The following is a 24271-nucleotide window of genomic DNA, read 5'->3' on the forward strand; positions in this document are numbered from 1 at the left end:
TTTGTAAGCTTGCCGGTGAGGCTGTGCATGCTAATCAGCAGCTGGTGGAAGTAGAGACTTTTATGAGTAAAATAATACCCGTGCTTTACAGTTTGCATTAGCTGGTTAGCTTGTGAAGTTGCTCCCCGCTCCTCTTCCCTCTTTGTGTACACTTGGCCAGTAAGGTGCAATGTATTGTGACCTGATTGGTTGGGTGGCTACTGCGAGCAACTGCTCTTTTGCAACATTTTCCTGAGACCTTATCTTCATACAGTAACACATCCTGCGAACGTCGCAAAGCCGCGGGACGTTGGGCGTCATTTTAAACAGACATCTTCAGTAAACAATAAATTTGACCAACCGTTTTATGAAAAAACATAACTAAGAACTATATCACTTTGACAAACGAAGAATTACACAAAATCATTAACTGCATTAACGAGCAAGACTTAAAAAGACTTGCAACATTTGGAATATTTGCAATAAATGATGACTGGGACGAAATAGCAATAAAAGCCAACAAAGAAGGACTACAACTTTTTGCTTTACAACTTTTAAGAGCTTCACAACAAACAAAAGATGTATTGCTTGACAAAGGAAATAATGTAATTCCATTAAACTCAAATACAGAATGGGTTGACCCCGAAAGTGACATAAAAATTTCCTACGTTGAGCAAGTGGACAAAACTGACCAAGCACAAAAAGTTGATGACAAAAAAGAAACATTTTCAGACAAGTCTATGAAGTATGGTTGTTTTGCTATTTTGATTTTACTTGTATTATCAATTTTTGTAGGACTTTGGACTTTAGTTAAATGGCTCTTTTAATTTATTCCATTTTTTGTCGGTTGACAAAAAGCGAACGCCCAACAAAAGGTTTGGCAATATTGGGGCTTGACGGAATAAATTTCAACTTTTGTATGTCTCATCCTGAAATAGGTTGACTAAAAATCAACCATTTTATGGACCCAAAAGCGGGTATGTAAGCCAGGGCTGACCTCAACACCAACACAAGTATGGAATCAGCTACCTCCTTCACAATAGTATCCTACTTCTTCCCCAAATTCTTTCACCGTTTTCCGGTCATTCAGGGTTGTAGTGCCACGGCTTTGTAAGCTTGCCGGTGAGGCTGTGCATGCTAATCAGCAACTGGTGGAAGTAGAGACTTTTATGGGTAAAATAATACTCGTGCTTAACCCTTTACTATAGCTGGTGGCTTGTGAAGGTACTCCCTGCTCCTATTCCCTCTTTGTGTACACTTGGCCAGTAAGGGGCAATGTATTGTGACCTGATTGGTTGGGTGGCTACTGCGGGGAAGGGCAGTTTGGCCAATATCGCCCAACGACTTATCTTCATTACTATCCTTTGTAACGAACAGCGCAAAGGTGAGGCCGTTGTATGTGTCAGTAGATAAGCACCATTTTGTTCATCATTGATACCCAAGGCAACTGATATGGAGACCAGTAACCATCACAAACGGGGCGGAACTGAAAAGCCAAACGAGTAAGACCGCAGCAGCATGGGACTCTTTTCTTCTCTTTTAGGTAATGCAGGATCTGTTAGTCATGATGAACTACTACAGAAGTACGGACAGTTATTAACGGAGCAAGAGCAAATAGTGCTTGGCTTTAAACTCATCAGGGACACTTTCATCTTTACCAACAAGCGGCTCATTTTGGTAGATGTACAAGGACTGACCGGAAGTAAAGTAGAATACAAATCTATCTCCTACAAAAGCATCTCCCGTTTTAGCATTGAAACGGCGGGTACGTTTGATTTAGAAGCTGAATTGAAAATATGGGTTTCCAGTGAACCCCAACCCAGTATCAGAAAGCAGTTCAACAAGTCGGTGAATGTGTATGAGGTGCAGAAGGTGCTGGCACACCATGTATTGAATTAAGCCAGGCTATATTGGGTGTTTGCGATGGCGTGGCGGATAGTGCTTGTCTTGTACTTTTTTGCCTTGCTGCATGGCCGTTTGCGGGAAACGCTTTTTGTTAGCGTTTCACTTGGGGTGAAAGGCGACTAATCAATATCTTGTCCTTTTTGTCTTGATACAAAAAGGACCAAAAAATCCCGATAGCAATCGGGACAAGGCCAACACAATCCCTCCGGGTTCCCGATAGCTATCGGGATGGCCTGGCCTGCTGCTCCCTCTGTGCGGCAGCCCTATTCAGTGTTGGCAGGTGGGATACGCTTTTACAAAATGGTTGCATAGATGTGAAGTGGTTGCAGGCAATCTGCTGCCGGGATGGAGCTTGGTGCTTTTAGGTGTACATACGTGGTGAAGTGATGGTTCGTGGAGGCACGAACCATGGCTGGGAATCGGGTACAGAATTATTTGTCAGGCATATGACATATACATAGAATCGTAGCTGGTTCAGCTAATCACTTTACTCCTGCTCTTCGGGATTTGTCATCCCGAAGCTGTACCGGTGGATTTGACATCTGCCTTTACAGCTGAAATGTGTTCGGAATTGCAAATCAGCTATTTGCTTAGTGTGGGGTACGAATCAAAGCGAGGGATTAATATACATTGACTGTTGGGATACGGGAAGATGCTTCGTGGATTAAGAACCATGGCAGTGGAGCAACTGTTACTTATGAGATTGAATGATAAAATACTTTTCATCTACTTTTTACCGTACCCAAAAACAAGCTGTTGCACAATAAACCATGACAAAAATTGCCAGTATGTGTAGCCGTGAAACACCCTACCACCGGGCTTTCTACAAGCCATCGGGCTTAAGGATTTTACAGTTTTAAGCCGCATAAGTTTTCAACACAAAGTGAAGAACAACTTAGACCCGGCTTGCTTTTAATGTATTATTTCACGTTCTGTTTTTGGTTGATTATTCGTTGTTAACGGATATCATTAAAAGGGAATCCTGTTAAAATCTGGAACTATCCCCGTAGCTGTAAGCTCCGACAAAGTTGTTTATTCTTGATGCCACTGTTGTACGCTCAACGGGAAGGCTATAAACAATGGAGCAAGTCAGAAGACCTGCCAAAATCATCTATTTAGTCACAACGCTTTCGGGTGAAAAGCATGGTACTGATGATACTGGCTGCTTTGATGCAGACTGGCTTTTCGGCACTATACTTTTCTTCTGCAGGTAAACAATTGGAGCATTTTTTTACGATGAACCACACAGAAGAAATTCTTTTAAAAGAGAACAAAGACCGCTTTGTTATCCTGCCTATCAACTACCCAAAAATTTGGGAACACTACAAAAGGCATGAAGCCAGTTTTTGGACGGCAGAAGAAATTGACTTGAGCAGCGATTTGAAAGACTGGGAAAACCTCAATGATGGTGAGCGGCATTTTATTGCTCACGTACTGGCTTTTTTTGCTGCCAGCGATGGCATTGTAAATGAAAACCTGGCCGTTAATTTCATGAGTGAGGTGCAGTTGCCCGAGGCAAGATGTTTTTATGGGTTTCAAATCATGATGGAAAACATTCACAGTGAGACTTATGCCCTGCTGATAGATACGTATATAAAAGACCCCCAAGAAAAACACAAGCTTTTTCATGCTATTGATACAGTACCCGCTGTAAAAAAGAAAGCAGAATGGGCTTTGCGCTGGATAGACAATGGCAGCTTTGCCGAACGGCTTGTGGCATTTGCAGCAGTAGAAGGCATCTTTTTTAGTGGCAGTTTCTGTTCTATTTTTTGGCTGAAAAAACGCGGCCTCATGCCCGGCCTAACGTTTAGCAATGAGCTCATCAGCCGCGATGAAGGACTGCATTGTGAGTTTGCCTGCCTGTTGTACAGCATGCTGCAAAACCCACTGCCCGAAGAGCAGGTAAGAGCCATTATTACCGACGCTGTAACCATTGAAAAAGAATTTGTATCGGAAGCATTGCCGGTAGACCTGATTGGCATGAATGCCGGCCTGATGCAGCAATACATTGAATTTGTGGCCGACCGCTGGCTTACAGAGTTGGGTTGTGCCAAAGTGTACAATGCCAGTAACCCATTCGATTTTATGGAAATGATTTCGCTACAGGGCAAAACCAACTTCTTTGAAAAAGAGTGGGTGACTACCAAAAAGCAGGCGTCATGAGCCAGAAAGATGCGCAGGTGTTTTCAACAGAAGAAGATTTTTAAGTGTTCGCTTTAAACATGCCCCAGTATGAGTTATGTAATAAAAAGAAACGGCAAAAAAGAGCCTGTTAAGTTTGATAAAGTAACCGCCAGAATTGAAAAACTCAGCTACAGCCTGAGCCCCATGGTAAATGTAATCGAGGTGGCTAAAAAAACCATCGAAGGCATTTATGCAGGCGTACCTACTACGGAGTTAGACAACCTGGCTGCCGAAACCGCCGCTTCGCTAACCATTACGCATCCCGACTATGCCATTCTTGCCTCAAGAATAGCCGTAAGCAACTTGCATAAAAATACGACCAAGAGTTTTACGGCAACCATGCGTAAGCTCTATCATTATATAGATGCCAAAACAGGCAACAAATTGCCGCTCATTGCCGATGATGTGATGAAGATTATTGAATCCAATGAAGAGTTGCTGGATAGTACCATTATTTACGACCGCGATTTTGGGTTTGATTATTTCGGTTTCAAAACTTTAGAAAAATCTTACCTACTCAAGATTGATGGTAAAATAGCAGAACGACCACAACACATGTACATGCGTGTGGCCATTGGCATTCACAAAGAAGATATTGAAAGTGCCATTGCTACGTATCACCTCATGAGTGAAAGATGGATGACACACGCAACGCCAACGCTGTTCAATGCCGGCACGCCAAAGCCACAAATGAGTTCATGCTTTTTGCTTACCATGAAGGAAGACAGCATTGAGGGCATTTACGACACCCTCAAGCAAACTGCAAAAATTTCTCAGTCGGCTGGTGGCATTGGTTTATCTATCCACAACATCAGGGCTACTGGTAGTTATATTGGCGGCACCAATGGTACCAGCAATGGCATTATTCCCATGCTGCGGGTGTTTAACGATACCGCCCGGTATGTAGACCAAGGGGGTGGCAAGCGCAAGGGTGCATTTGCCATTTACCTGGAACCATGGCATGCCGATGTGTTTGAATTTTTAGACCTCCGCAAAAACCATGGCAAAGAAGAAATGAGAGCAAGAGACTTATTTTATGCGCTGTGGATTTGCGATTTGTTTATGAAACGGGTGGAAGCAAACGAGCAGTGGAGTTTGTTTTGCCCTAATGAAGCCCCCGGGCTAAGCGAATGCTGGGGCGATGCTTTTGAACAACTTTACACCCATTACGAAGCAGAAGGTAAAGCCAGAAAAACCATTAAAGCGCAAGATTTGTGGTTTGCCATTTTGCAATCGCAAATAGAAACGGGCACACCGTACATGCTGTATAAAGATGCGGCCAATGCCAAAAGCAATCAGCAAAACTTAGGCACTATCAAAAGCAGCAATTTATGCACTGAGATAATGGAATACACCAGTAAGGACGAAGTTGCTGTTTGTAATCTTGCGTCGATTGCGTTGCCCCGGTTTGTAGTGAATGGCTCATTTGACCATCAGAAGTTGTATGAAGTAACCTATCAGGCAACAAAGAACCTCAATAAAATCATCGACAACAACTACTATCCGGTAGAAGAAGCCAGAAATTCTAACCTTAAACACCGACCCATCGGTTTGGGCGTGCAAGGTTTGGCAGATGTGTTTATTTTGTTGCGGTTGCCATTTGAAAGCGAAATGGCCAAACTGCTGAATGCCAACATATTTGAAACCATCTATTTTGCTGCCATGTCTGCCAGCAACGATTTGGCCAAAGTAGAAGGTGTGTATGAAACCTACGAAGGCTCACCGGTATCAAAAGGCGTTTTCCAATACGATATGTGGGGCGTTACGCCTTCTACCCGTTGGGATTGGGCAGCGTTGAAGGCATCTGTGCAGCAATATGGCGTAAGAAACTCTTTATTGGTTGCTCCAATGCCCACGGCTTCTACATCGCAAATATTCGGCAACAACGAATGCTTTGAGCCCTACACCAGCAACATTTACACCCGCAGGGTGCTGAGTGGTGAATTCATTATTGTAAACAAGCATTTGCTGAAAGATCTGGTGAATTTGGGCTTGTGGAATAACAACATGAAAAACCGCATCATTGCTTCCAACGGTTCTATTCAGCACATTGAAGAAATACCTGCTGAAATAAAAGAACTGTACAAAACAGTGTGGGAAATAAAACAACGAAGCATTATTGATATGGCGGCCGACAGAGGCGCTTATATCTGTCAATCGCAATCGCTCAATTTGTTTGTTGATCAACCCACCAGTTCAAAACTTACCTCCATGCATTTTTATGCCTGGAAAAAAGGATTGAAAACCGGCATGTACTATTTGCGTACACAAGCGGCAACTCAAGCGGTGCAGTTTACGGTGGAAAAACAAGCCTCCAGCGATATTGTACATGTGGCGCAGCAATCTACAGCAGCCAATCATACAACAACGGCCTCGGATGTGGTACCTACACAAGCCGATGGCCCCAGTTGCAGCATGACGGACGGTTGCCTTAGTTGTGGCTCTTAAAATTGTGTGTAGCATGAAAACGGTAACAACGTTTTGCGTTTTTGTATCACTCTTTGCAACGGGCTGCTTTACAAAAGCCAGCACCGGGCAACGTACGCTGGCGCAAATACCACCAGCATTGCTGGGCTGTTTTACTGACGACTATGGCAGCAACTATGTTATCAGCAATAACCTGTGGCAGCATGGCCAAAAGGCCCGTTACCACCTGTTGCAGTACAACAAAGTCGGGCAGTTTTTTATTGCCCAAAACGATACAGCCAACCCTACCGATGCATGCTTGTACACCCGGATAGACATTGTTTTTTTCAACAACATGGAACCTTGGCAGTGGGGCTTTTGTCTCACTGCCTACAATGCCACTACCCTGCAAGAAGCTTTGCAAACACCAGCTGCCAACAAATCAAATCCGCGGAAAGGCTGTAATGGATTCCCTTTTTCCCGCATGAAAAAAACAATTACCAACTGAGGATATAAAAGCACTCATATACAGAGCATTGCTTTTATGCAATATTGGTTGAAATAATGTGGTTAGAATTAACAGCAAACCACCTGATTAGTAAAGTTGCTACCGGCCATGGTTTTGCTGTTTTTTTCCATCTCCTTATCTTCATCTACAAAGTATTTCGGCGCTACACAATGGCCTGAAATTTTGATAACAGCAGCACTACATCTACTTACTCATGAAGAAGACTCTTACCAACACGTTCCTCCTACTCCTCATCAGCACATGGAGTATTGGCCAACACCTGGATGTTGAAAAAGTAAAATGGTACGATTTCTACTGGAGCGGCGATAGCAGCAACCCAAAAGAAGCCATGATGTTGAGATCGGCTATTGATACGATTGACTTCAATTTTCGCTGGCAGTTTGACACGGGATCGCCCAGAACTTTTTTTTATGGCGATACCTGGTTGTCGTTCTGTGCTGCTTTTCCCATGCTGCGCCAATCATTTTTTACCATCGATACGTTTAAAGCTGATGGGTTCATTAATGTAAAAAATGGCGGCGTTCAAATTTCGGGCAATCAGCTTCCTAAAAACATCATAGGTCTGTTGCCCAACTATGGCAACCATATAGACAAGCAAATTATACTAGATAACTTAGGCTCTTCTACAACCGTAGGCACCATGGGTATCGATTTGTTTCGGCAGGGAGTACTCATCATCGATTTTAAAAAGAATAAAATCGGCTACGCCGACAGGCTGTCGAAGCCATTTTATGCTACCAAGAGCCAAACTATTGATTTCACTTTGTTTCAAAACAGAATCATTCTTCCCGTAACCATTGGCGGCAAGCAATACGATTTCTTTTATGACAGTGGCGCCAGTTTGTTTCCGTTGAAAACAACCACTGCTTTTACAGCCTTTCAAGATGCCGTGCAATACACCGATACCTTGTACAACATTACAACTTGGGGCAAGTCGCATGATGTGCCGGGTGGTGTCCTTAAAAAAAGGTTCAGATTGGCAACATGACTATTGCTGCACCAAAAATGTATGTTCACCCTGACCCCGACTTGTACCACACAAACATTTTTAAAGAAGCAGGTACTTACGGACTTATCGGCAATGCCTATTTTGATGGCCACGTTGTTGTGATAGATTTCACCAAGATGAAGTTTACTGTATTGTAAATGCTTCCATTTGTGTATTGATGGCGGGCATCAACCAAAACATCGTACGGATGAACATCGTGAACGAAGCAGCTATTGAACAGCTCATTGCCACTGATGGTCTTTTTGCTAAGATTTATGCCCGATACGGACCGCCGCCTGTATGGGCAAGACCAGCAGGTTTTGTTTCGTTGTGCCGCATTATACTGGAGCAACAAGTAAGCTTAGCTTCTGCCAAAGCCCATTATCTGCAACTCAAAAATTACTTGCCCGCTTTTACGCCGGCCCATATTTTGCTGCTTACCGATGCTGAGATGAGGCGCTGCCGGATCAGCCGGCAGAAAGCGACGTATCTGAAAGCATTGGCTACGGCTGTAACCAATGGAACGCTTGATATAGCCGCATTGTCGCAACAAGATGAAGCCACGGTGAGAGCACAACTCACGTCTATCAAAGGGATTGGCCAATGGACGGCTGATATTTATTTGATGCTGTGTTTGCAAGCGAAAGATATTTTTCCCATAGGTGATATTGCGGTCATCAATACCCTCAGGGAGCTCACAGGAGCTCACACAAAAGAAGACATGTTACAGCTGGCTGAAAGCTGGACACCCAGACGTTCGTTGGCCGTGTATTTTTTATGGCATTACTATCTCAACAAAAGAAAGAAACCACTTGACTTTTTGTAAGCGACAACTTACTCCGGTACATTGTAGTCTCACCAACACAAAACAATTTGCTATGATGCGTATGCAACTCATTTGGCTACTGGCACTCACTTCACTGACCAGCATGGGGCAAGAAACTGTATGCAACTGTTTGGACAATCTGCAACAAACGATTCGAAAAACAGAGGAGAATTATGCCGGCTTTCCGGCGAAAGTGACTGCATCAAACCTTCAACACTATCAGGCACTGGTAAAAAAACTGCGGCACAAAGCTGCACAGGTTACCAACACTAAAAACTGCTACTATATCCTCAGCCAGTACATCCATTTTTTTAAAGACAAACATTTCATACTGGCATACAACAACGAAAAGGACTTTGATAGTACGGTGCTGCAAACGCCAGCCAACTACTGGCAAGACGGAACGACCCAGAGAACGCTGGCTCCGGTGGAGGGCATTTGGATGAATGCGGATAGTACGGTTACGATTGGTATTCAACAATCAGGCAAGGGTGTTTATCAGGCAGTCAAAATTGAATCTTCGATTGATAATTTTCCGAAAGGATTTGTGTACTTCACGCTAACAGCGAACAAAGACCAGTTCATGGTCAAAGAGTACAACAGTTTTATCAGCACTGCATCGCCAGCCATGCAACGGGGCAACTTGTTACAACTTTGGAATCATGCGTTATGGGGGAAAGTCTATCCGCAACACATCACCCCACAGGAAAAAGCCGAGCTAAACAGCTGGAAAAACAACAACAATGGCATTGTATGTACCCAACTACAACCCAATGTGGCGTATTTGAAAATACCCAGTTTTACAAGAACGGATGAGATTATACAGCAAGTGGTGGCGGCTAATGATTCGATGATTAGAAGCAACAAGTATTTGATTGTAGACCTGAGAGGCAACGGTGGCGGCAATACCGGTTGGATATATTTTCTTCCCTATTTTATGACCCATCCCATTGAACAGTACCCTTCATTACTGAGGGTTACACCGGAGAATGTGCAGCACAAGCTGAAAGACCTTGCCCCATTTGTAGAACAGCCCATCAGCAGTGACTATGCCAAGTATTTTCCAGCACCCATCTTAGCGGCTTACAAAAAAGCGTATGCTGAATTGCCTGTCACCAAGTCCAGGTTTTACCCAATACCGGGTGTTACTTTTCCATTGGATTCCATTACCAAAAACCCTGCAAAAATTGCGTTGGTGGTAGACGGGTTTTGCGGCAGTTCTACGGAATATTTTTTCTATTTATCCAAACAAAGCAAGAAGGTGACCACGTATGGCAGCAACACTATTGGCATGATGGATTATGAAGGTATGTCTGTACCCACAGCCCTGCCCTGCCAACAATTTATACTCACCATACCTATTACTCAATCCAGCTGGACAGATACAAAACCGATTGACAATACGGGCTTCACACCAGATGTTGTTATTCCGCTGCCACAGGAAAAGTGGTTGGATTATATCATCAAGGACTTGCAAAAAAAGTAAAGTGCCCATCGAGGTGTATATATCGGCAGGGGCACTTTCCTACAGATATGTTTAGATACAAGAAAGTTGAAAAAATACCACTTCAACCTGTGCATTTGTGGCTAAAAAATCCATGGCCACAGATGCACGGATTACGGTGCATTATTCGAGCAACGCCTCTCACAGAGGACGTTGTTTATTGCATACATACGATGCCTGCAGCTACATCCTTTTCCCGTTATTATTCCGCGGTATAAAAGCCGTGGTATTTTCCACTCTATGACATCCGACTTCGGTACGCAACGTCCCTATTGGAGACGTTGCTGGCAAACTTTCTGATTCATCATTTGCCATCAAATCAAAAGCGCAGCACTAAAATAGTGCTGCGCTTTTGTAGTACATCAATCCAAGCGGGTTACCATTTCAGTTCCAGCTTGTTGTTTTTGCGTTCTATATCGGCCAGGCGTTGTGATGCATCTATTTCTACCGAAATTATTTCGTTGATACGGCGGTTGGTACGGATGATCATTTCGCGGTGTGTCCAGCGCTGGGCGGGGTATACCACACGGGGCGCAGTACTTTCAGCCGGCTTTTCGCCATAGGTAAGGTTGAGTGGTACATAGTGCTGTTCGGTCGTGCTGTCTTTAAATGTCAGCGTTACATCTACCGGCATGGGCATTTCGCCCAACCGCTTGATGCGAACCAGCGTGTAGTTGTCTTCCATCCACAGACTGTCGATGGCATAGTCGATGGTTTTGGTGGTGTACAGCATGTACTCTTTGTACCAGTCGAGTTCCATGCCGCTTACTTTTTCGGCCACCCGCACAAAATCGTTCGGGTTGGGATGTTTGAATTTCCAGGCATCGTAGTAAGCATGCAAGGTTTTTTTGAGCAGCGAGTCGCCTATTACATAACCCAGCTGACCCAAAAACACAGCGCCTTTGCTGTACGCTGCTGTGCTGTACGCATAGTTGGTAGCAAAGTGATCGGCATGGGTGCTCATGGGTTCTTCAAACTTGCCTTTGGCCAGTGCAATGTAGCCGCGGTATTCATCGGCCAGTGCAAAGCCGGTGCCGCCTTTCAGGTATTGCGTTACTACACTTTCGCCATAGCTGGTAAAGCCTTCATCCATCCAGGCATACAGGCTTTCGTTGGTACCCATCAGGTGTTGGTACCAGCTGTGCATCCATTCGTGGATGGCGGTGCCCAATGACGCTGTTTTGATGAGGGTAGCCATAGCGTATTCCATGCCACCATCGCCACCTTGAATAAAGCTGTACTCAGGCCATGGGTAGGCACCAAACAAGTCTTTCATAAACGGATAGGCACGGGCACATTCGTTGGCGGTGCTCACCCAGTTGGCATCGTCGGCTTTGTCGCTTTTAAAAATGAAATGCAGCAAGGGGCCATTGTCGGGCTTGCGGGTAATGTGCTGGTAGCCGGGGTCGGCGGCCCACACAAAGTCGTGCACTTTTTTAGCGGTAAAACGCCAGCTGCGGGTTTCACCGGCAATGTCTTTGAGCGGTGTGCCGGGCTTATCGTAGCCCCAGCCAATAGCGGCTGCATTTTGCAACACACCACTGGCACCAATCTTGTACGATTTATCAAGGGTAATGTTCACATCATAATCGCCCCACACACCGTAAAACTCACGGGCAATGTAAGGGTTGGGCGTCCAGCCGGTGTAATCGTACTCCACCACTTTGGGGTACCACTGGCTCATGCTGTAGCGAACGCCTTCGGCATTGTCACGGCCACTGCGGCGAATTTGCACCGGCACCTGTGCTTCAAACTGGGTTTGAATGCTCACAGTTTGCTTGGGCAAAATGGGCTTGGGCAAATCAAATTTGATGATGGTTTCGTATTCCTTGCCTTTGAGCGTAACACCATTGAGGGTGATGGATTGAATGCGGCAGTAACCAATTTCATTGGGCTTCAGTTGGCTGATGCGATCCTTTACACGGCCATCCCAATCGAGGCGGTCGCTGCCATCGCGGTTGCGGCCCACCACTTTGGTACCCAGTTCCCGGCTGCGGACATCCATACTGCTGTTGGGCTGAAAAGCATTCCAATACAGGTGGAAGTAAATTTCATGCAGGGTATCGGGCGAATTGTTGGTGTACTGAATTTGCTGTTTGCCCTGCAGGATATTCGTTTGCACATTCAGCCGTACATCCATGTTGTAGCTGATTTGCTGCTGCCAGCGGTCGGGCTGGGCCTGAGCAGTGGTAGCCCATAACAATGCGGCTACAAAAACATTCACATAAAAACGCATGCCAAAAATTTAGATGATCAATAGAAACGGGAATGTGTGTGTTTGGGAAAATGAGGTACCCAAAGAAGAGCGTGTAAAGAACAACTGCAATATGACGTTTTGCGGCGGAAAAACGCTTGTTAAAAAAAACACAATCAGGCAAACAGGGCCGACTGTGTGGCGAGGCCGCTGTGTTTGGCTTCGTGCTCCAGCAGCCATTGCTTGCGCCAGAGTTCTCCGGCATAGCCTACCAACGCACCATTGGTACCTACCACCCGGTGACAGGGCACCACAATGGCCAGCTGGTTTTTACCATTGGCCGTACCTGCCGCCCGTATGCATTTTTCATCGCCCAGGCGAATGGCCATGGTTTTGTAGCTGATGGTTTTGCCAAATGGAATATCGAGCAGGCCCGCCCATACCCGCTGCTGAAATGGGGTGCCTTGCTGGCCAAACGGAAAACTAAATTCGGTGCGGCTGCCTTCGAAATATTCCTGCAATTGTGTGGAAGCTTCTTGTAACAACAACGTAGTTGCAGCCTGTAAAGGCAGGGCATCACCAATGAATTTTATTTCCGTTACCTGATCATGATTGGCTGTGAGCAGGATGTGGCCGAGTGGTGATGGGATGATAGCGATTTGATTTTCCATTACCCTACTTTGCCTCCGTTTTGTACGGGCTGCTGCGGTTGCAGCAATACCACGTCGTTGTTTTCATTGTATACACCCAGTACCAAACATTCACTCATAAAATCGGCAATTTGCTTGGGTGGAAAATTGACCACCGCAATCACCTGCCGGCCAATGAGTGCCTGCGGTTCGTAGAGTACAGTGATTTGTGCCGATGATTTTTTGATGCCGAGTTCGCCAAAATCAATCCATAGTTTGTAAGCCGGCCGACGGGCTTTGTCAAACACCTTTGCCTCTATAATGGTTCCGGCCCGCATGTCTACCGCTTCAAATTGTTCCCAGTTGATGTGCATGGCACTAACATAACACATTGCTCCTTTCTATTCACAAAAAAAGCAGCACCGAAATGCTGCCTTCTTTGTTTCAATCCAAAGAGTCACTTAGTTCAAAGACGCATCGGGCACAGGTGCTGTGCTGCGTTCAAACACTTTTACTTCTTTGTAGAGTGTATCTCTTTCTACCGCTACCCGGCCCGCCTGATGAATGAGGGCTACGAGTTCTTCGGTGGTCATGCTGGGGCTTTGCTCTTCGCTGCCCGCCATACTGTAAATTTTGGTACTGTCGTCAATGGTGCCGTCGATATCATTTACGCCAAACGACAGACTGAGCTGTGCATTGTGGCGGCCGAGCATGGGCCAGTAAGCCTTGATATGCAGGAAGTTGTCCATGTACAGACGGGCCACGGCGTACACTTTCATGTCTTCGATCAGCGTGGTTTCTTTTACATGGCTCATTTCGTTGTCGTGGTTGCGAAACTTGAGCGGAATGAAAGTATTGAAGCCCTTGGTTTCATCCTGCAGTTGGCGCAACTGCTCCATGTGGTCTATGCGGTGGGCGTAGGTTTCTACGTGTCCGTACAGCATGGTGGCATTGCTATGCATACCCAGCTGATGGGCAGCTTTGTGAATGCGCAACCAACCGGCACCGTCTACTTTATCGGCACAGATTTGTTCTCTTACGCTTTGGTCAAAAATTTCGGCACCACCACCGGGCAATGATTGCAAACCGGCTTCGTGCATCAGTTTCATGCCTTCTTCCACACTCACTTTGGCCTTGCGGAACATATAATCCAGCTCCACGGCTGTAAAGCCTTTGATGTGCAAATCGGGGCGATGGGCACGGATGGCTTTGGTGAGTTCCATGAAAAAGTACATATCCATTTTGGGGTGTACACCACCCACAATGTGTACTTCTGTTACGGGCTGGCCATCGTATTTTTTCACGATGTCGAGCATCTGATCGATGCTCAGTTCCCAGCCTTCTTCCCGCTTGCTGTACAGTCGGCTATAAGAGCAAAACTTACAGCTGAACACACACACGTTGGTGGGTTCGATATGAAAATTGCGGTTGAAATAAGTGCGGTGACCATGCTTTTGCTCCCGAACCTGATTGGCCAAGGCACCCAGCCAGCCCAGCGGGGCATGTTCAAACAAATACAGTCCGTCTTCCGGACTGAGGCGTACGCCATTGTTTACTTTATCGGCTATCTGTTGTAGCTGTGCATCGGTAGCTACTATGTTGTGCATCAAGGTAGAAATCTGACTCATGTATTCCTTTAATTGGGTGCAAATGTAACGTAAACAACAGCGGTGAAGGCCTGATGTTTATCAGTGTTGGCGTTAAAAAATGGCGGGGTTGCACATCAATATTTTACCAGCTTTTCTGTCCGGCTAAAACCATCGTACTGCAACTGCATATAGTAGAGGCCTGCGGGCAGATGGGCTGTGCTTACTGTAAGAGTTTGCGGCGGATTGGCCGTCCATTGCCACTGCTGCAACACTTGTCCGGTGGCGCTGATGAGGCGGGCACTGCGCCAGCGGGGCTCCGGCTGATAATGCCAGATGAGGAACTGCCCGCTAAACGGATTGGGATACACGCCGAAACCAGCAGCCTTGAGAGCAGCAGGTACATTTTTGGAAAGGATGCGCAGGTCATCGAGCCAGCCATTGTTGCTACCGCCAGCTTTCAACCTGAATGCCAGTTGAAATGGCGTACTGGCGCTTGGTAACAAAGCAGTCAGGTCAATGGTGTCTTTTTGCCAATGGGAAGCCTGTGGCAAATAATCGGCATCGGTAGCCGGGGCTGTATGCCAGCGGTTGCCGAACCGGGCGGCCACGGTTTGCCAGTTGAGGCCGCAATCATTGCTCCACAAAATTTCCAGCGTATCTCCGGCACTGGCATCAATGGCTGAAGTGGGTGCTGAAGCTTTGGTAAAATACAACAGTAACGAGTCTGCATTGCTGACGGGAGCCAGCACCGGCAACCGCCATTCGTATGTGTTGGTTGATGTTTGTCCGAAACGCTTTGCCAGCAAGGCTTTGCTGCCACTCGCCGCTGCGGCATTGCTACTCATCCACCCCTGATTGACAGGTGTGCTCGTCCAGCCCACAGGCACGGATGCATTGTCTTCCATTGAAGTTTGGTATGGCAACGAAGCATTGCCTGCCACACTCACCCATACCCGCAGCGTATCATTTACTGCAAAAGGATCTTGTATGCCAGCTAATGGCTGTACTACAAAATGCAATTGCTGTACACCAAGGCTGAGATTAACAGGCTTGAATAGCAAAGTAGTATCCTCATTGGCGACTAATGCCAAGGCTGCATATTGAGCCGAATCGATGCGTTGGCCATTTTGCAACAATACAATTTGTGCTGACTGCAACATGGCTGCACCGTTGTTGCGGAGCAGTATGTGTGGTGTAAAAATGGTATTGCACAACACCGTGTCCGTTGTAGCAGTCAAACGTGGCAAACTCAGGTCGGCTTTGTTGCGTTCTACCATGCGTACCCGAATGTTGTCGAGCCACAAATTTTGCCCAAACTTATTGGTACCAATAAAGCCAATGCTCACGGTAGCACCAGCCGGAATATTCGCCGGTAATTTCAATTGCTTGCTGGCCCAATCACTAAGATTGAATGGTACAAACTCAGCCGTTGAAAAGCCAGGCACCGAAGCCAAACCAGCCCCGCCTGCTTTCCATAAGGTTTGATAGGTGGTGCCGCAATCGAGGCTGTAGGCTACTTCCAAAGAATCGGCCAAATCGGCATCGGGTGCATAAGCCCGGTAAGCATAATCGAACAACACAATAACAGAGTCTGCTACGCTGGCATCGGGCATGGTGAAAGCTGCGGTACGCAAGGTTTCTTTGCTGTTGTTGCCGTTTTGGGTATAGGCATTCATCAGCACAGAAATATCATCGCCGGCGGAGCTACCTGCCAGTTGCAGGCGACGCCATGTTTTGCCATCGGCAACCAAACTTCCGTTGGGCCCGCCATCCTGCAATCGCCAGCCAACCGGTGGATAGGTAGTACTGGTAAAACTTTCTTCGATGGGTAAGGCTTTTACAGCACAAGCCGTGTTGCCTGCAAACGTAACAGGTTCACCATATTCCCAACTGGTTCCATTGAACTGATAGGGATATAAAGCATAGTAATAGGTCTGATCGGCTTGCAAACCTGTGTGCACAAATCCAGTCTGGTTACCCTGTTGCAACCGTTGTCCGCCGCCGGGAATAATGGTTACTGCGGCCGGGTCGCCGGTGGGGGTACCAAAGCTGCCATCGGTACTGGTGGCCAGCAGCAAGCCACGCTGCGGGCATTGGCGCTGCCACGATAATTGAATGCTGTTGTTGCTGCCAATGGCTTGGGGCATGTTAGCCGTAACGGGCACTGTTGCTGTAATCGTTTCACCCAAACTATACACGCTGCCATCGGCATTGCTGGCCCAAATGCGCAGCTGCCACCGGCTACCATCCATGGGCATGGGAATTGTAACGGTGTTCGCATTGCCGCTATACACTACCGTGCCGCCACCGGGCAGAGTTTGGCCTTCGGTATAGGTTTGATAAAAAGGCAATCCAATGAATGCTTCGGCAGGTGCTATGGCGACCAATACTTTGCTGGCAGCAGCGGGCATGGTCCATTGCAATTGCCAGGTGCTGCACTGTGGCTGCAGTGAAAAATTGGTAACGGCAGCCAGCGTGGCATTGTTGGCCAGCGAATCTGTCCGCAGCATGCTCTTGCCCACATTCAATCGGCCGGTGCCCAACTTGCCCGCCAGTTGGATAACATTGATAGGATAAATATTATCGACGCCAAATTGCAAGAGGCTGCGAAGGTCATCGGCCAGCATTTTGCCCGGTGCACGACTCACCAGCAATGCCGCAGCCCCACTCACCAGCGGGCAAGCCATTGATGTGCCGAACAGGTTGCCATAATTGCTACCCGTGATGGTGCTGAGCATGGGTTGAGATGCATCGCCACCGGGGGCGGTTATATCCACCCAAGTACCAAAGTTGGAGTAGCCTGCTTTTTCATCGTTATGCGTAGCTGCCGCTACTGCCAATACTTTGTTGTAAGCAGGGGGAAAATAGGTTTGTTCGGTGCCATTGTTGCCCGCAGAAAAGATAACGATGCCGCCTTTCAGCACTGTGCCGCCACCATTGGTAATGAAGTAATCGATGGCATCGGCCGTGTACTGCGGAAAGAAATTGGGGGCATTATAGCTCCAGCTGTTTTGCGAAATAGCAGCGCCGTTGTTGGCCGCATATACAAACGACAACGCTTCGTGACCGGCCACTACAGGTGTACCGCCAATGATTTGCAAGCTCATCATTTTTACCCCTGTACTGGCCGTGCCATTGCCACCGGCCACACCAGCAATGCCGACAGTGTTGTTGCGCACCGCTGCCAGCAATCCTGCTACGTGGGTACCGTGGTTGTCGTCGGTGAGCTGGGTATTGTTGGCTACAAAATTGAAAGACTTGCCTTGCCACATGTTGATTTGCAAATCGGGATGTGATAACTGCACACCACCATCATGCACAGCCACTATGACATCGCTGCTGCCGGTGGTGAAATTCCATGCCGGTGACACATTAATATCTGCACCTACCCTGCCAGCGGTTTGGCCGCTGTTGCGTAAATACCATTGGTTGGCAAAAAACGCATCGTTGGGATCGGCATGGAGTTCGATTTTGCCCACGGCATCGGCCCACGCTACTTCGGGCAGGGAGCGAAACATGCTGCACACCTGCATTACCGGTAAGTTGGCCGAAAAGCGAACAGTCATCCAACGCATTAACCCGGCTTGCTCCATGCGTTGCTGTGCCAGAGAGTTTTCGTCGGCATCGGCCAGTTCGTACACGGTTTTAAAAAGGGTATCTACTTTGCTGGCGGCAATTTTTTGCAGGGCTTTATTGAGGTTGGCCGAACCTGTTTGCCAGCCGGTGGCTGTTTTTTTCCAAAGCAAATGCGCAAAACCCGGTTTCATTTTTACCTGTACCACGCCTTCGTACACCGCCGAAGCCGGTAGCTGAAGCGGATACACGGCAGTGGTTTGCGCCTGTAGCCAATGAGGAATGCCCACAGCAAGCAGTAAACAAGCAACAATAAAAAGGGTAATACGATTCCGCATAGCGATGTTCAAAGATAGCCGAAGCCCAAAGAGATACGCCAAACGTTGAATAGCCGGATGAAATTATCCACCAGCATCAAATCCTGACATCCACCATGCCTCAAACCTTATTTTTGCGGATTGAAGCGGGGTATGCGTTGGCTGTGAAGAATCCTGACATGCCTTGGCTGACAGCTATCCCCGTACCCCAAAACACGCATCCGAATGAACTGGAACGACATACTACATCAATGGCCTTTTTATATTTTTCTTGCACTATGCCTCACCCTTCTCATCCAGCTGCTGTATAACCTGTACTTCTTTCTTCGCTTTTTGCTCTACAAATCGAAGGACAAGTTTCAGTCGCAAACGCATCCGGTGAGTGTTATTATTTGTGCCAGAGATGAAGCCCATAACCTGGAGCAAAACCTGCCACCCATTTTAACGCAGCAGTACCCCACCACGCATGAAGTAATGGTGGTCAACGACAACTCATTCGACGATACCAAGTTTTTTCTGGAAGAGCTTGAGCGGATGTTTCGTCATTTGAAGCCGGTGAACCTGACGCAGGAAGCCAAGCATATTCCCGGTAAAAAATATCCGTTGAGTATAGGCATAAAATCGAGCAAGTTTGAAGTAATGCTGCTCACCGATGCCGATTGCAAACCCGCCAGCGAATGGTGGATTCAAAAAATGCAGGACGCATACACCGATGATATTGAAGTGGTGCTGGGCTATGGTGCACACGAAAAAAAGCCGGGCCTGTTCAACAAGCTGGTGCGGTTTGAAACTTTTCATACAGCGCTGCAATATTTCAGTTATGCGCTGGCAGGTACGCCATACATGGGCGTAGGCCGCAATCTTAGCTATCGCAAAAATTTGTTCTTCAAAGCCAAGGGGTTTTCCAGTATCAACCACATTCCGGGCGGTGATGATGACATGTTCATCAACAAAGTGGCCACCAAAGAAAACACGGCCATTGTGATTGATCCGGACACATTTACCTACAGCGAACCGGCCGCCGATTTTGCACAGTGGTGGAAGCAAAAAAACCGTCACTACAGCACAGCGAAATATTATAAAACCAGTCATCAGTTTTTGCTCGGCACTTATGCTTTAGTGAACTGGTTGTTTTATCCTTTGCTCATTGTGAGTGCCATCTTTTTCAGCTGGCAGTTTGCTTTAGGAGCACTCGCTTTCCGCTGGCTGATGCAAGGCATTGTATGGGGCAAAGCCATGCAGCGCCTGAAAGAAAATGATTTGATTCCGCTGTTCTGGTTGTTGGATATCTGGCAGTTTTTCTACTACATCATTTTCTCGCTGTCGGTATTTGTGAAGCCGAAGAGTAGTTGGAAGTAGTGTGATTGCACCCTCCCGGCCTCCCTAAAGGGAGGAGAAAAATCAGTTGATTGGTTGAAGAGTTGACAAGTAAATACACTTCCCTTTCAGACAACTCATCTCGTTTATAATCGTTCTTTACTCATGGAGATACTGACAAAATACTTCGCTGATTTTACACCTACGCAACTGCAGCAATTGCAGGCGCTGGAAGGGTTGTACAAAGAATGGAATGAGAAAATCAATGTCATTTCCCGCAAGGATATTGACAGCCTGTATTTGAAGCATGTGTTGCATTCGTTGAGTATTGCGGCCATCTTCGATTTTCAGCCCGGCATGCAGGTGATTGATATAGGCGCTGGTGGCGGTTTCCCTTCTGTACCCTTGGCCATTTTTTTTCCGGAAGTGCAGTTTCATGCGGTGGACAGCATCAACAAAAAACTAACGGTGATTCAAGAAGTGGCTGCAGGTGCCGGTATCCCAAACATTACCACTCAGCATACCCGTGCTGAGCAAATCACCAACCGTAAGTTTGATGTGGCCGTAAGCCGTGCTGTAGCACCATTAAAAGATTTATTGAGCTGGAGTAAACACTTGCTAAACAAACCATCTGAAGTTCGCAAGCATTTTGGTGCACAAGCCACTGAAGACATGGAAATACCTGCCGGGCTTATTTGTTTGAAAGGCGGCGATCTGGCACAAGAAATTCACGACAGTGGCCGCAAGCCTTTCATCTGGCCCATCAATGAAATTTTTCCAGAGGAATTTTTCAACGAAAAATTCATTCTTCAGGTAAAATAACGGAGATACATTAACGACATTAAAAAGCCCTGCATACAATTGTGTGCAGGGCTTTTGTTTATCTATTGCTGATTAGCGAATGAACAACATTTCACGGTACTTGGGCAGCAGCCAGCATTGATCGTCTACGAGCAGTTCCAGCTTGTCTACATGATACCGAATTTTATCGAAGTAGGCTTCTTTTACGGTATTGCAGTAGGCAATAGCTCTGGCACGGGTGTTGGTCATAGCATTGCAAGCCTTACGTGCTTCAATCATTTTTTCTACACCATCACTCACTTCTGCAATGTGCTTGCTGATTTTTTCGAGAATCTGTACCTGATTGGCAAATGCATTTCCGATCATGCCCAGGTCTTTCAGCCCTTTGATGTTTTCAATCAGTATGTTTTGATACTTGATGGCACTGGGCAATATATGACTGGTGCACAATTCGCCCATAATACGACTTTCAATTTGCACCCGCTTGATGTATTCTTCCAGCATGATTTCATGACGGGCTTCCAGTTCGGCATGGTTGTACACTTCCAGCTTTTCAAACATGTCTTTTGATACCTGTGTCAGAAATGCATCCAATGCCAGTGGTGTGGTGGGCACGTTGGGCAGGCCACGACGTTCCGCTTCTGCATGCCATTCATCGCTGTAGCCGTCGCCTTCAAACAGTACTTTTTCTGAAGCTACAATGTACTTTTTGATGGTTTCCATGATGGCCACTTCCTTCTTCTCTCCTTTTTCTATCAGGCTGTCTACATCCTGCTTAAATGCATTGAGCGTTGCAGCCATAATGGAGTTGAGCACCGTCATCGCGTTGGCACAGTTGGCACTGCTGCCCACGGCCCTGAACTCAAATTTGTTGCCCGTGAAAGCAAAGGGAGAAGTACGGTTGCGGTCAGTGTTGTCGAGCAGCAGTTCAGGAATGGTTTTGTGAATGTCGAGCTTCAACAAAATCTCATCCTGCTCGGTAAAGTTGTCGCCTACCCGTTCTTTTACCTCATTCAATACTTCGGTCAAAAACTTACCGATGAAAATAGAGATGATAGCAGGTGGTGCTTCATTCGCTCCGAGGCGGTGGTCGTTGCCCGCACTGGCAATACTGGCCCGCAGCAAATCGGCATAATCATGCACTGCTTTAATCACATTCACAAAAAACGTGAGGAACATGAGGTTGGTCTTTGGCGTTTTGCCAGGTGCCAACAGGTTTACACCGGTATCGGTGCTCATGCTCCAGTTGTTGTGCTTGCCACTACCATTGATGCCGGCAAAGGGTTTTTCGTGCAGCAATACCTTCAGGTTATGCCGCTTGGCCACCCGGCTCATGATGTCCATGAGCAAAATATTGTGGTCTACTGCCAGGTTGGCTTCTTCAAAAATGGGAGCACATTCGTACTGACAGGGCGCTACTTCGTTGTGGCGGGTACGCAGCGGAATGCCGAGGCGGTAAGATTCCTCTTCAAAGTCACGCATGAAAGCATACACCCGCTCAGGAATGGAGCCAAAGTAGTGGTCTTCCAACTGCTGCCCTTTGGCGGAAGAATGACCGAAAACAGTACGACCAGTGAGGACCAGATCGGGACGGCTGTTGGCCATGCCTGCATCTATCACAAAGTATTCCTGTTCCCAACCCAGTGTGGCTTTTACATGGCCCACATTGCGGTCGAAATAATGGCACACACTTACAGCCGCACGGTTGAGTGCATCCAAACTGCGCAGCAAAGGCGTTTTGGTGTCGAGGCTTTCGCCGGTATAGCTTACATAAATGGTGGGAATACAAAGGGTTTTACCATGGCCAATTTCCATGATAAACGCCGGCGAACTGGGATCCCAGGCGGTGTAGCCACGGGCTTCGAAAGTGGCCCGCAAACCACCACTGGGGAAAGAGGATGCGTCTGGTTCCTGCTGAATCAGCGAGTCACCTTCAAATTGTTCGATGGGAGTTCCATCGCCTTTGATGGTAAAAAATGAATCGTGTTTTTCGGCAGTGGTGCCTGTGAGTGGCTGAAACCAGTGTGTAAAGTGCGTTACACCGCGGCTTTCGGCCCAAGCCCGCATGCCGTTGGCAATTTGATTGCCCATCGAACGGTCTATTTTTTTACCACTTTCAATACTGGCAATAAGGCTTTTATACGCTTCGTCGGCCAGGTAATGCCGGGCCACATCGAGGGTAAAAACATTTTCGCCAAAAATGGCAGTTACTTTTTTAGAAGCGGCCACCGGCACTTCGGTCGGGTGGCTTTGCAGCGATTTCAATGCATTAAAACGTAACGATTCCATATCTTCTTATTTAGCTTTTTTTCCTTGCGTAAAAGAAACGAAAAAGCGCCATTGCGCCTAATGAAAAAGCCAACTCCACAAAGGGAATTGGCCTTTTCGATTGCTTGTGATTCGATTGCTATAACAAGAAAAAGTGCTTATGCCTGTACAGACTTTACAGTCTTGATGATGCGGGCTGCCACTTTGTAAGGATCAGCAGCAGAGTTTGGACGGCGATCTTCGAGGTATCCCTTCCAGCCCCACTTAGGAACGTTTACAGGAATACGGATTGAAGCACCGCGGTCTGATACACCGTAGCTGAAATCGTGGATGCTGGCAGTTTCGTGTTTGCCGGTAAGACGCAGGTGGTTATCGGCACCATATACTTCAATGTGTTCTTTTACCACGGGGCGGAAAGCTTCACACACTTTGTCGAAGATTTCTTTGCTGCCACCGGTACGCAACAGGGTGTTGCTAAAGTTGGCATGCATACCGCTACCATTCCAGTCGAGGTTGCCCAACGGCTTGCAATGCCAGTTGATGGCAACGCCGTATTTTTCACCGATGCGTTCGAGCAAATAACGGCCCAACCAGATTTGGTCGCCGGCTTCTTTGGCACCTTTGGCAAAAATTTGGAATTCCCACTGACCGGCGGCTACTTCGGCGTTGATGCCTTCAACATTTAAACCGGCTTCGAGGCATGCATCGAGGTGTTCTTCTACGATTTCGCGGCCAAAAGCATTGTAAGCACCTACTGAACAATAATATGGACCCTGAGGACGGGGGTAACCGTTGGCAGGGAAACCGAGCGGCTTGCTGGTAGAAGGATCCCACAGGAAATACTCCTGCTCAAAACCAAACCAGAAATCATTGTCGTCGTCGTCGATATGGGCACGACCGTTGGTTTCGTGAGGGGTACCGTCGGCGTTCAACACTTCGCACATTACGAGGTACGCATTCTTACGCTGCGGATCGGGAATGATGTACACAGGCTTCAGCAAACAGTCGGAAGAACCACCGGGGGCCTGCTCAGTAGAAGAGCCATCAAAGCTCCACATACCGCAATCTTCCAGTTTACCACTAAAGTCTTTTTCAATTTTTGTTTTGCTACGAAGGCTCTGTGTTGGTTGACATCCATCGAGCCAAATGTACTCAAGCTTAGCTTGCTGCCATACGAATTATATATTGGTTTTAGTTGTGAAAGGCAAATTTTAAAGATGCAATGGTACGGAAAAGCCATTTACAGCGAATAGCCGTCCAAA

The 24271-nt window shown here is 47.0% G+C and carries 18 protein-coding genes and 1 riboswitch; of the genes, 11 read left to right on the forward strand and 7 right to left on the reverse strand.

Annotated elements, in window-relative coordinates:
• Positions 1-377 precede the first annotated feature (377 nt).
• The 9 genes from GLV81_RS10185 to GLV81_RS10225 all read left to right on the forward strand — a co-directional run bounded on the left by GLV81_RS10185 (position 378) and on the right by GLV81_RS10225 (position 10303).
• Positions 378-806 (forward strand): hypothetical protein, encoded by a 429-nt coding sequence (locus GLV81_RS10185; RefSeq protein ID WP_157478772.1) that lies wholly within the window; start codon positions 378-380, stop codon positions 804-806.
• Between the two features lie 691 nt (positions 807-1497).
• Complete coding sequence (locus GLV81_RS10190; RefSeq protein WP_157478773.1) at positions 1498-1878, forward strand: PH domain-containing protein; 381 nt, start codon at positions 1498-1500, stop codon at positions 1876-1878.
• A gap of 928 nt (positions 1879-2806) precedes the next feature.
• Positions 2807-3004, forward strand: a riboswitch (cobalamin riboswitch).
• Positions 3005-3027: 23 nt separating this feature from the next.
• The gene (locus GLV81_RS10195; RefSeq protein WP_246186380.1) at positions 3028-4047 is read left to right on the forward strand and encodes a ribonucleotide-diphosphate reductase subunit beta; all 1020 of its coding nucleotides are present in this window, start codon (positions 3028-3030) and stop codon (positions 4045-4047) included.
• Positions 4048-4116: 69 nt separating this feature from the next.
• Positions 4117-6516 (forward strand): ribonucleoside-diphosphate reductase subunit alpha, encoded by a 2400-nt coding sequence (locus GLV81_RS10200; RefSeq protein WP_157478774.1) that lies wholly within the window; start codon positions 4117-4119, stop codon positions 6514-6516.
• A 13-nt stretch (positions 6517-6529) separates the two neighbouring features.
• On the forward strand, positions 6530-6982 hold the full coding sequence (locus GLV81_RS10205) for a hypothetical protein (protein WP_157478775.1): 453 nt from the start codon (positions 6530-6532) through the stop codon (positions 6980-6982).
• A gap of 214 nt (positions 6983-7196) precedes the next feature.
• Positions 7197-7991, forward strand: a complete 795-nt coding sequence (locus GLV81_RS10210; RefSeq protein WP_157478776.1) for a hypothetical protein — start codon at positions 7197-7199, stop codon at positions 7989-7991.
• On the forward strand, positions 7988-8149 hold the full coding sequence (locus GLV81_RS10215; protein ID WP_157478777.1) for a hypothetical protein: 162 nt from the start codon (positions 7988-7990) through the stop codon (positions 8147-8149). Before GLV81_RS10210 ends, GLV81_RS10215 begins: the two co-directional genes overlap by 4 nt.
• Before the next feature lie 50 nt (positions 8150-8199).
• Entirely contained in the window at positions 8200-8817 is a 618-nt protein-coding gene (locus tag GLV81_RS10220; protein WP_197428218.1) for a DNA-3-methyladenine glycosylase family protein, read from the forward strand.
• Between the two features lie 52 nt (positions 8818-8869).
• Positions 8870-10303 (forward strand): S41 family peptidase, encoded by a 1434-nt coding sequence (locus GLV81_RS10225; RefSeq protein ID WP_157478779.1) that lies wholly within the window; start codon positions 8870-8872, stop codon positions 10301-10303.
• 394 nt (positions 10304-10697) lie between these two features.
• Here the strand turns inward: GLV81_RS10225 and GLV81_RS10230 are convergent, their stop codons facing one another.
• The 5 genes from GLV81_RS10230 to GLV81_RS10250 all read right to left on the reverse strand — a co-directional run bounded on the left by GLV81_RS10230 (position 10698) and on the right by GLV81_RS10250 (position 18596).
• A complete protein-coding gene (locus GLV81_RS10230; RefSeq protein ID WP_157478780.1) occupies positions 10698-12557 on the reverse strand; it encodes a M1 family metallopeptidase in 1860 nt (619 codons plus the stop codon).
• Positions 12558-12691: 134 nt separating this feature from the next.
• The gene (locus GLV81_RS10235) at positions 12692-13186 is read right to left on the reverse strand and encodes a methylated-DNA--[protein]-cysteine S-methyltransferase (protein WP_157478781.1); all 495 of its coding nucleotides are present in this window, start codon (positions 13184-13186) and stop codon (positions 12692-12694) included.
• Entirely contained in the window at positions 13186-13536 is a 351-nt protein-coding gene (locus tag GLV81_RS10240) for a tRNA-binding protein (RefSeq protein ID WP_246185921.1), read from the reverse strand. Before GLV81_RS10240 ends, GLV81_RS10235 begins: the two co-directional genes overlap by 1 nt.
• A 69-nt stretch (positions 13537-13605) precedes the next feature.
• A complete protein-coding gene (gene mqnE / locus GLV81_RS10245) occupies positions 13606-14772 on the reverse strand; it encodes an aminofutalosine synthase MqnE (protein WP_157478782.1) in 1167 nt (388 codons plus the stop codon).
• A 95-nt stretch (positions 14773-14867) separates the two neighbouring features.
• A complete protein-coding gene (locus GLV81_RS10250) occupies positions 14868-18596 on the reverse strand; it encodes a S8 family serine peptidase (protein WP_197428219.1) in 3729 nt (1242 codons plus the stop codon).
• Between the two features lie 252 nt (positions 18597-18848).
• On the opposite strand from GLV81_RS10250, the gene GLV81_RS10255 reads away from it, so the two are divergent.
• Complete coding sequence (locus tag GLV81_RS10255) at positions 18849-19982, forward strand: glycosyltransferase (RefSeq protein WP_157478784.1); 1134 nt, start codon at positions 18849-18851, stop codon at positions 19980-19982.
• A 123-nt stretch (positions 19983-20105) separates the two neighbouring features.
• Positions 20106-20762: a 16S rRNA (guanine(527)-N(7))-methyltransferase RsmG gene (gene rsmG, locus GLV81_RS10260; protein ID WP_157478785.1), complete on the forward strand. Its 657-nt coding sequence runs from the start codon at positions 20106-20108 to the stop codon at positions 20760-20762.
• A 72-nt stretch (positions 20763-20834) separates the two neighbouring features.
• On the opposite strand, the gene GLV81_RS10265 is transcribed toward rsmG, so the two are convergent.
• Both GLV81_RS10265 and GLV81_RS10270 read right to left on the reverse strand, forming a co-directional pair.
• Complete coding sequence (locus GLV81_RS10265; RefSeq protein WP_157478786.1) at positions 20835-23030, reverse strand: glutamine synthetase III family protein; 2196 nt, start codon at positions 23028-23030, stop codon at positions 20835-20837.
• A gap of 137 nt (positions 23031-23167) precedes the next feature.
• Positions 23168-24157 (reverse strand): glutamine synthetase beta-grasp domain-containing protein, encoded by a 990-nt coding sequence (locus tag GLV81_RS10270; protein ID WP_157478787.1) that lies wholly within the window; start codon positions 24155-24157, stop codon positions 23168-23170.
• Positions 24158-24271: the final 114 nt, after the last annotated feature.

It is taken from the genome of Phnomibacter ginsenosidimutans (genome assembly GCF_009740285.1).
GTDB lineage: Bacteria > Bacteroidota > Bacteroidia > Chitinophagales > Chitinophagaceae > Phnomibacter > Phnomibacter ginsenosidimutans.

Coding starts and splice junctions, on each gene's coding strand:
- GLV81_RS10220 (WP_197428218.1), top strand. CDS start 8,200: ATGAACATCGTGAACGAAGCAGCTATTGAACAGCTCATTGCCACTGAT.
- GLV81_RS10215 (WP_157478777.1), top strand. CDS start 7,988: ATGACTATTGCTGCACCAAAAATGTATGTTCACCCTGACCCCGACTTG.
- GLV81_RS10265 (WP_157478786.1), bottom strand. CDS start 23,030: ATGGAATCGTTACGTTTTAATGCATTGAAATCGCTGCAAAGCCACCCG.
- GLV81_RS10230 (WP_157478780.1), bottom strand. CDS start 12,557: ATGCGTTTTTATGTGAATGTTTTTGTAGCCGCATTGTTATGGGCTACC.
- GLV81_RS10210 (WP_157478776.1), top strand. CDS start 7,197: ATGAAGAAGACTCTTACCAACACGTTCCTCCTACTCCTCATCAGCACA.
- GLV81_RS10240 (WP_246185921.1), bottom strand. CDS start 13,536: ATGTGTTATGTTAGTGCCATGCACATCAACTGGGAACAATTTGAAGCG.
- GLV81_RS10200 (WP_157478774.1), top strand. CDS start 4,117: ATGAGTTATGTAATAAAAAGAAACGGCAAAAAAGAGCCTGTTAAGTTT.
- GLV81_RS10190 (WP_157478773.1), top strand. CDS start 1,498: ATGGGACTCTTTTCTTCTCTTTTAGGTAATGCAGGATCTGTTAGTCAT.
- GLV81_RS10225 (WP_157478779.1), top strand. CDS start 8,870: ATGATGCGTATGCAACTCATTTGGCTACTGGCACTCACTTCACTGACC.
- GLV81_RS10205 (WP_157478775.1), top strand. CDS start 6,530: ATGAAAACGGTAACAACGTTTTGCGTTTTTGTATCACTCTTTGCAACG.
- mqnE (WP_157478782.1), bottom strand. CDS start 14,772: ATGAGTCAGATTTCTACCTTGATGCACAACATAGTAGCTACCGATGCA.
- rsmG (WP_157478785.1), top strand. CDS start 20,106: ATGGAGATACTGACAAAATACTTCGCTGATTTTACACCTACGCAACTG.
- GLV81_RS10195 (WP_246186380.1), top strand. CDS start 3,028: ATGGTACTGATGATACTGGCTGCTTTGATGCAGACTGGCTTTTCGGCA.
- GLV81_RS10235 (WP_157478781.1), bottom strand. CDS start 13,186: ATGGAAAATCAAATCGCTATCATCCCATCACCACTCGGCCACATCCTG.
- GLV81_RS10255 (WP_157478784.1), top strand. CDS start 18,849: ATGAACTGGAACGACATACTACATCAATGGCCTTTTTATATTTTTCTT.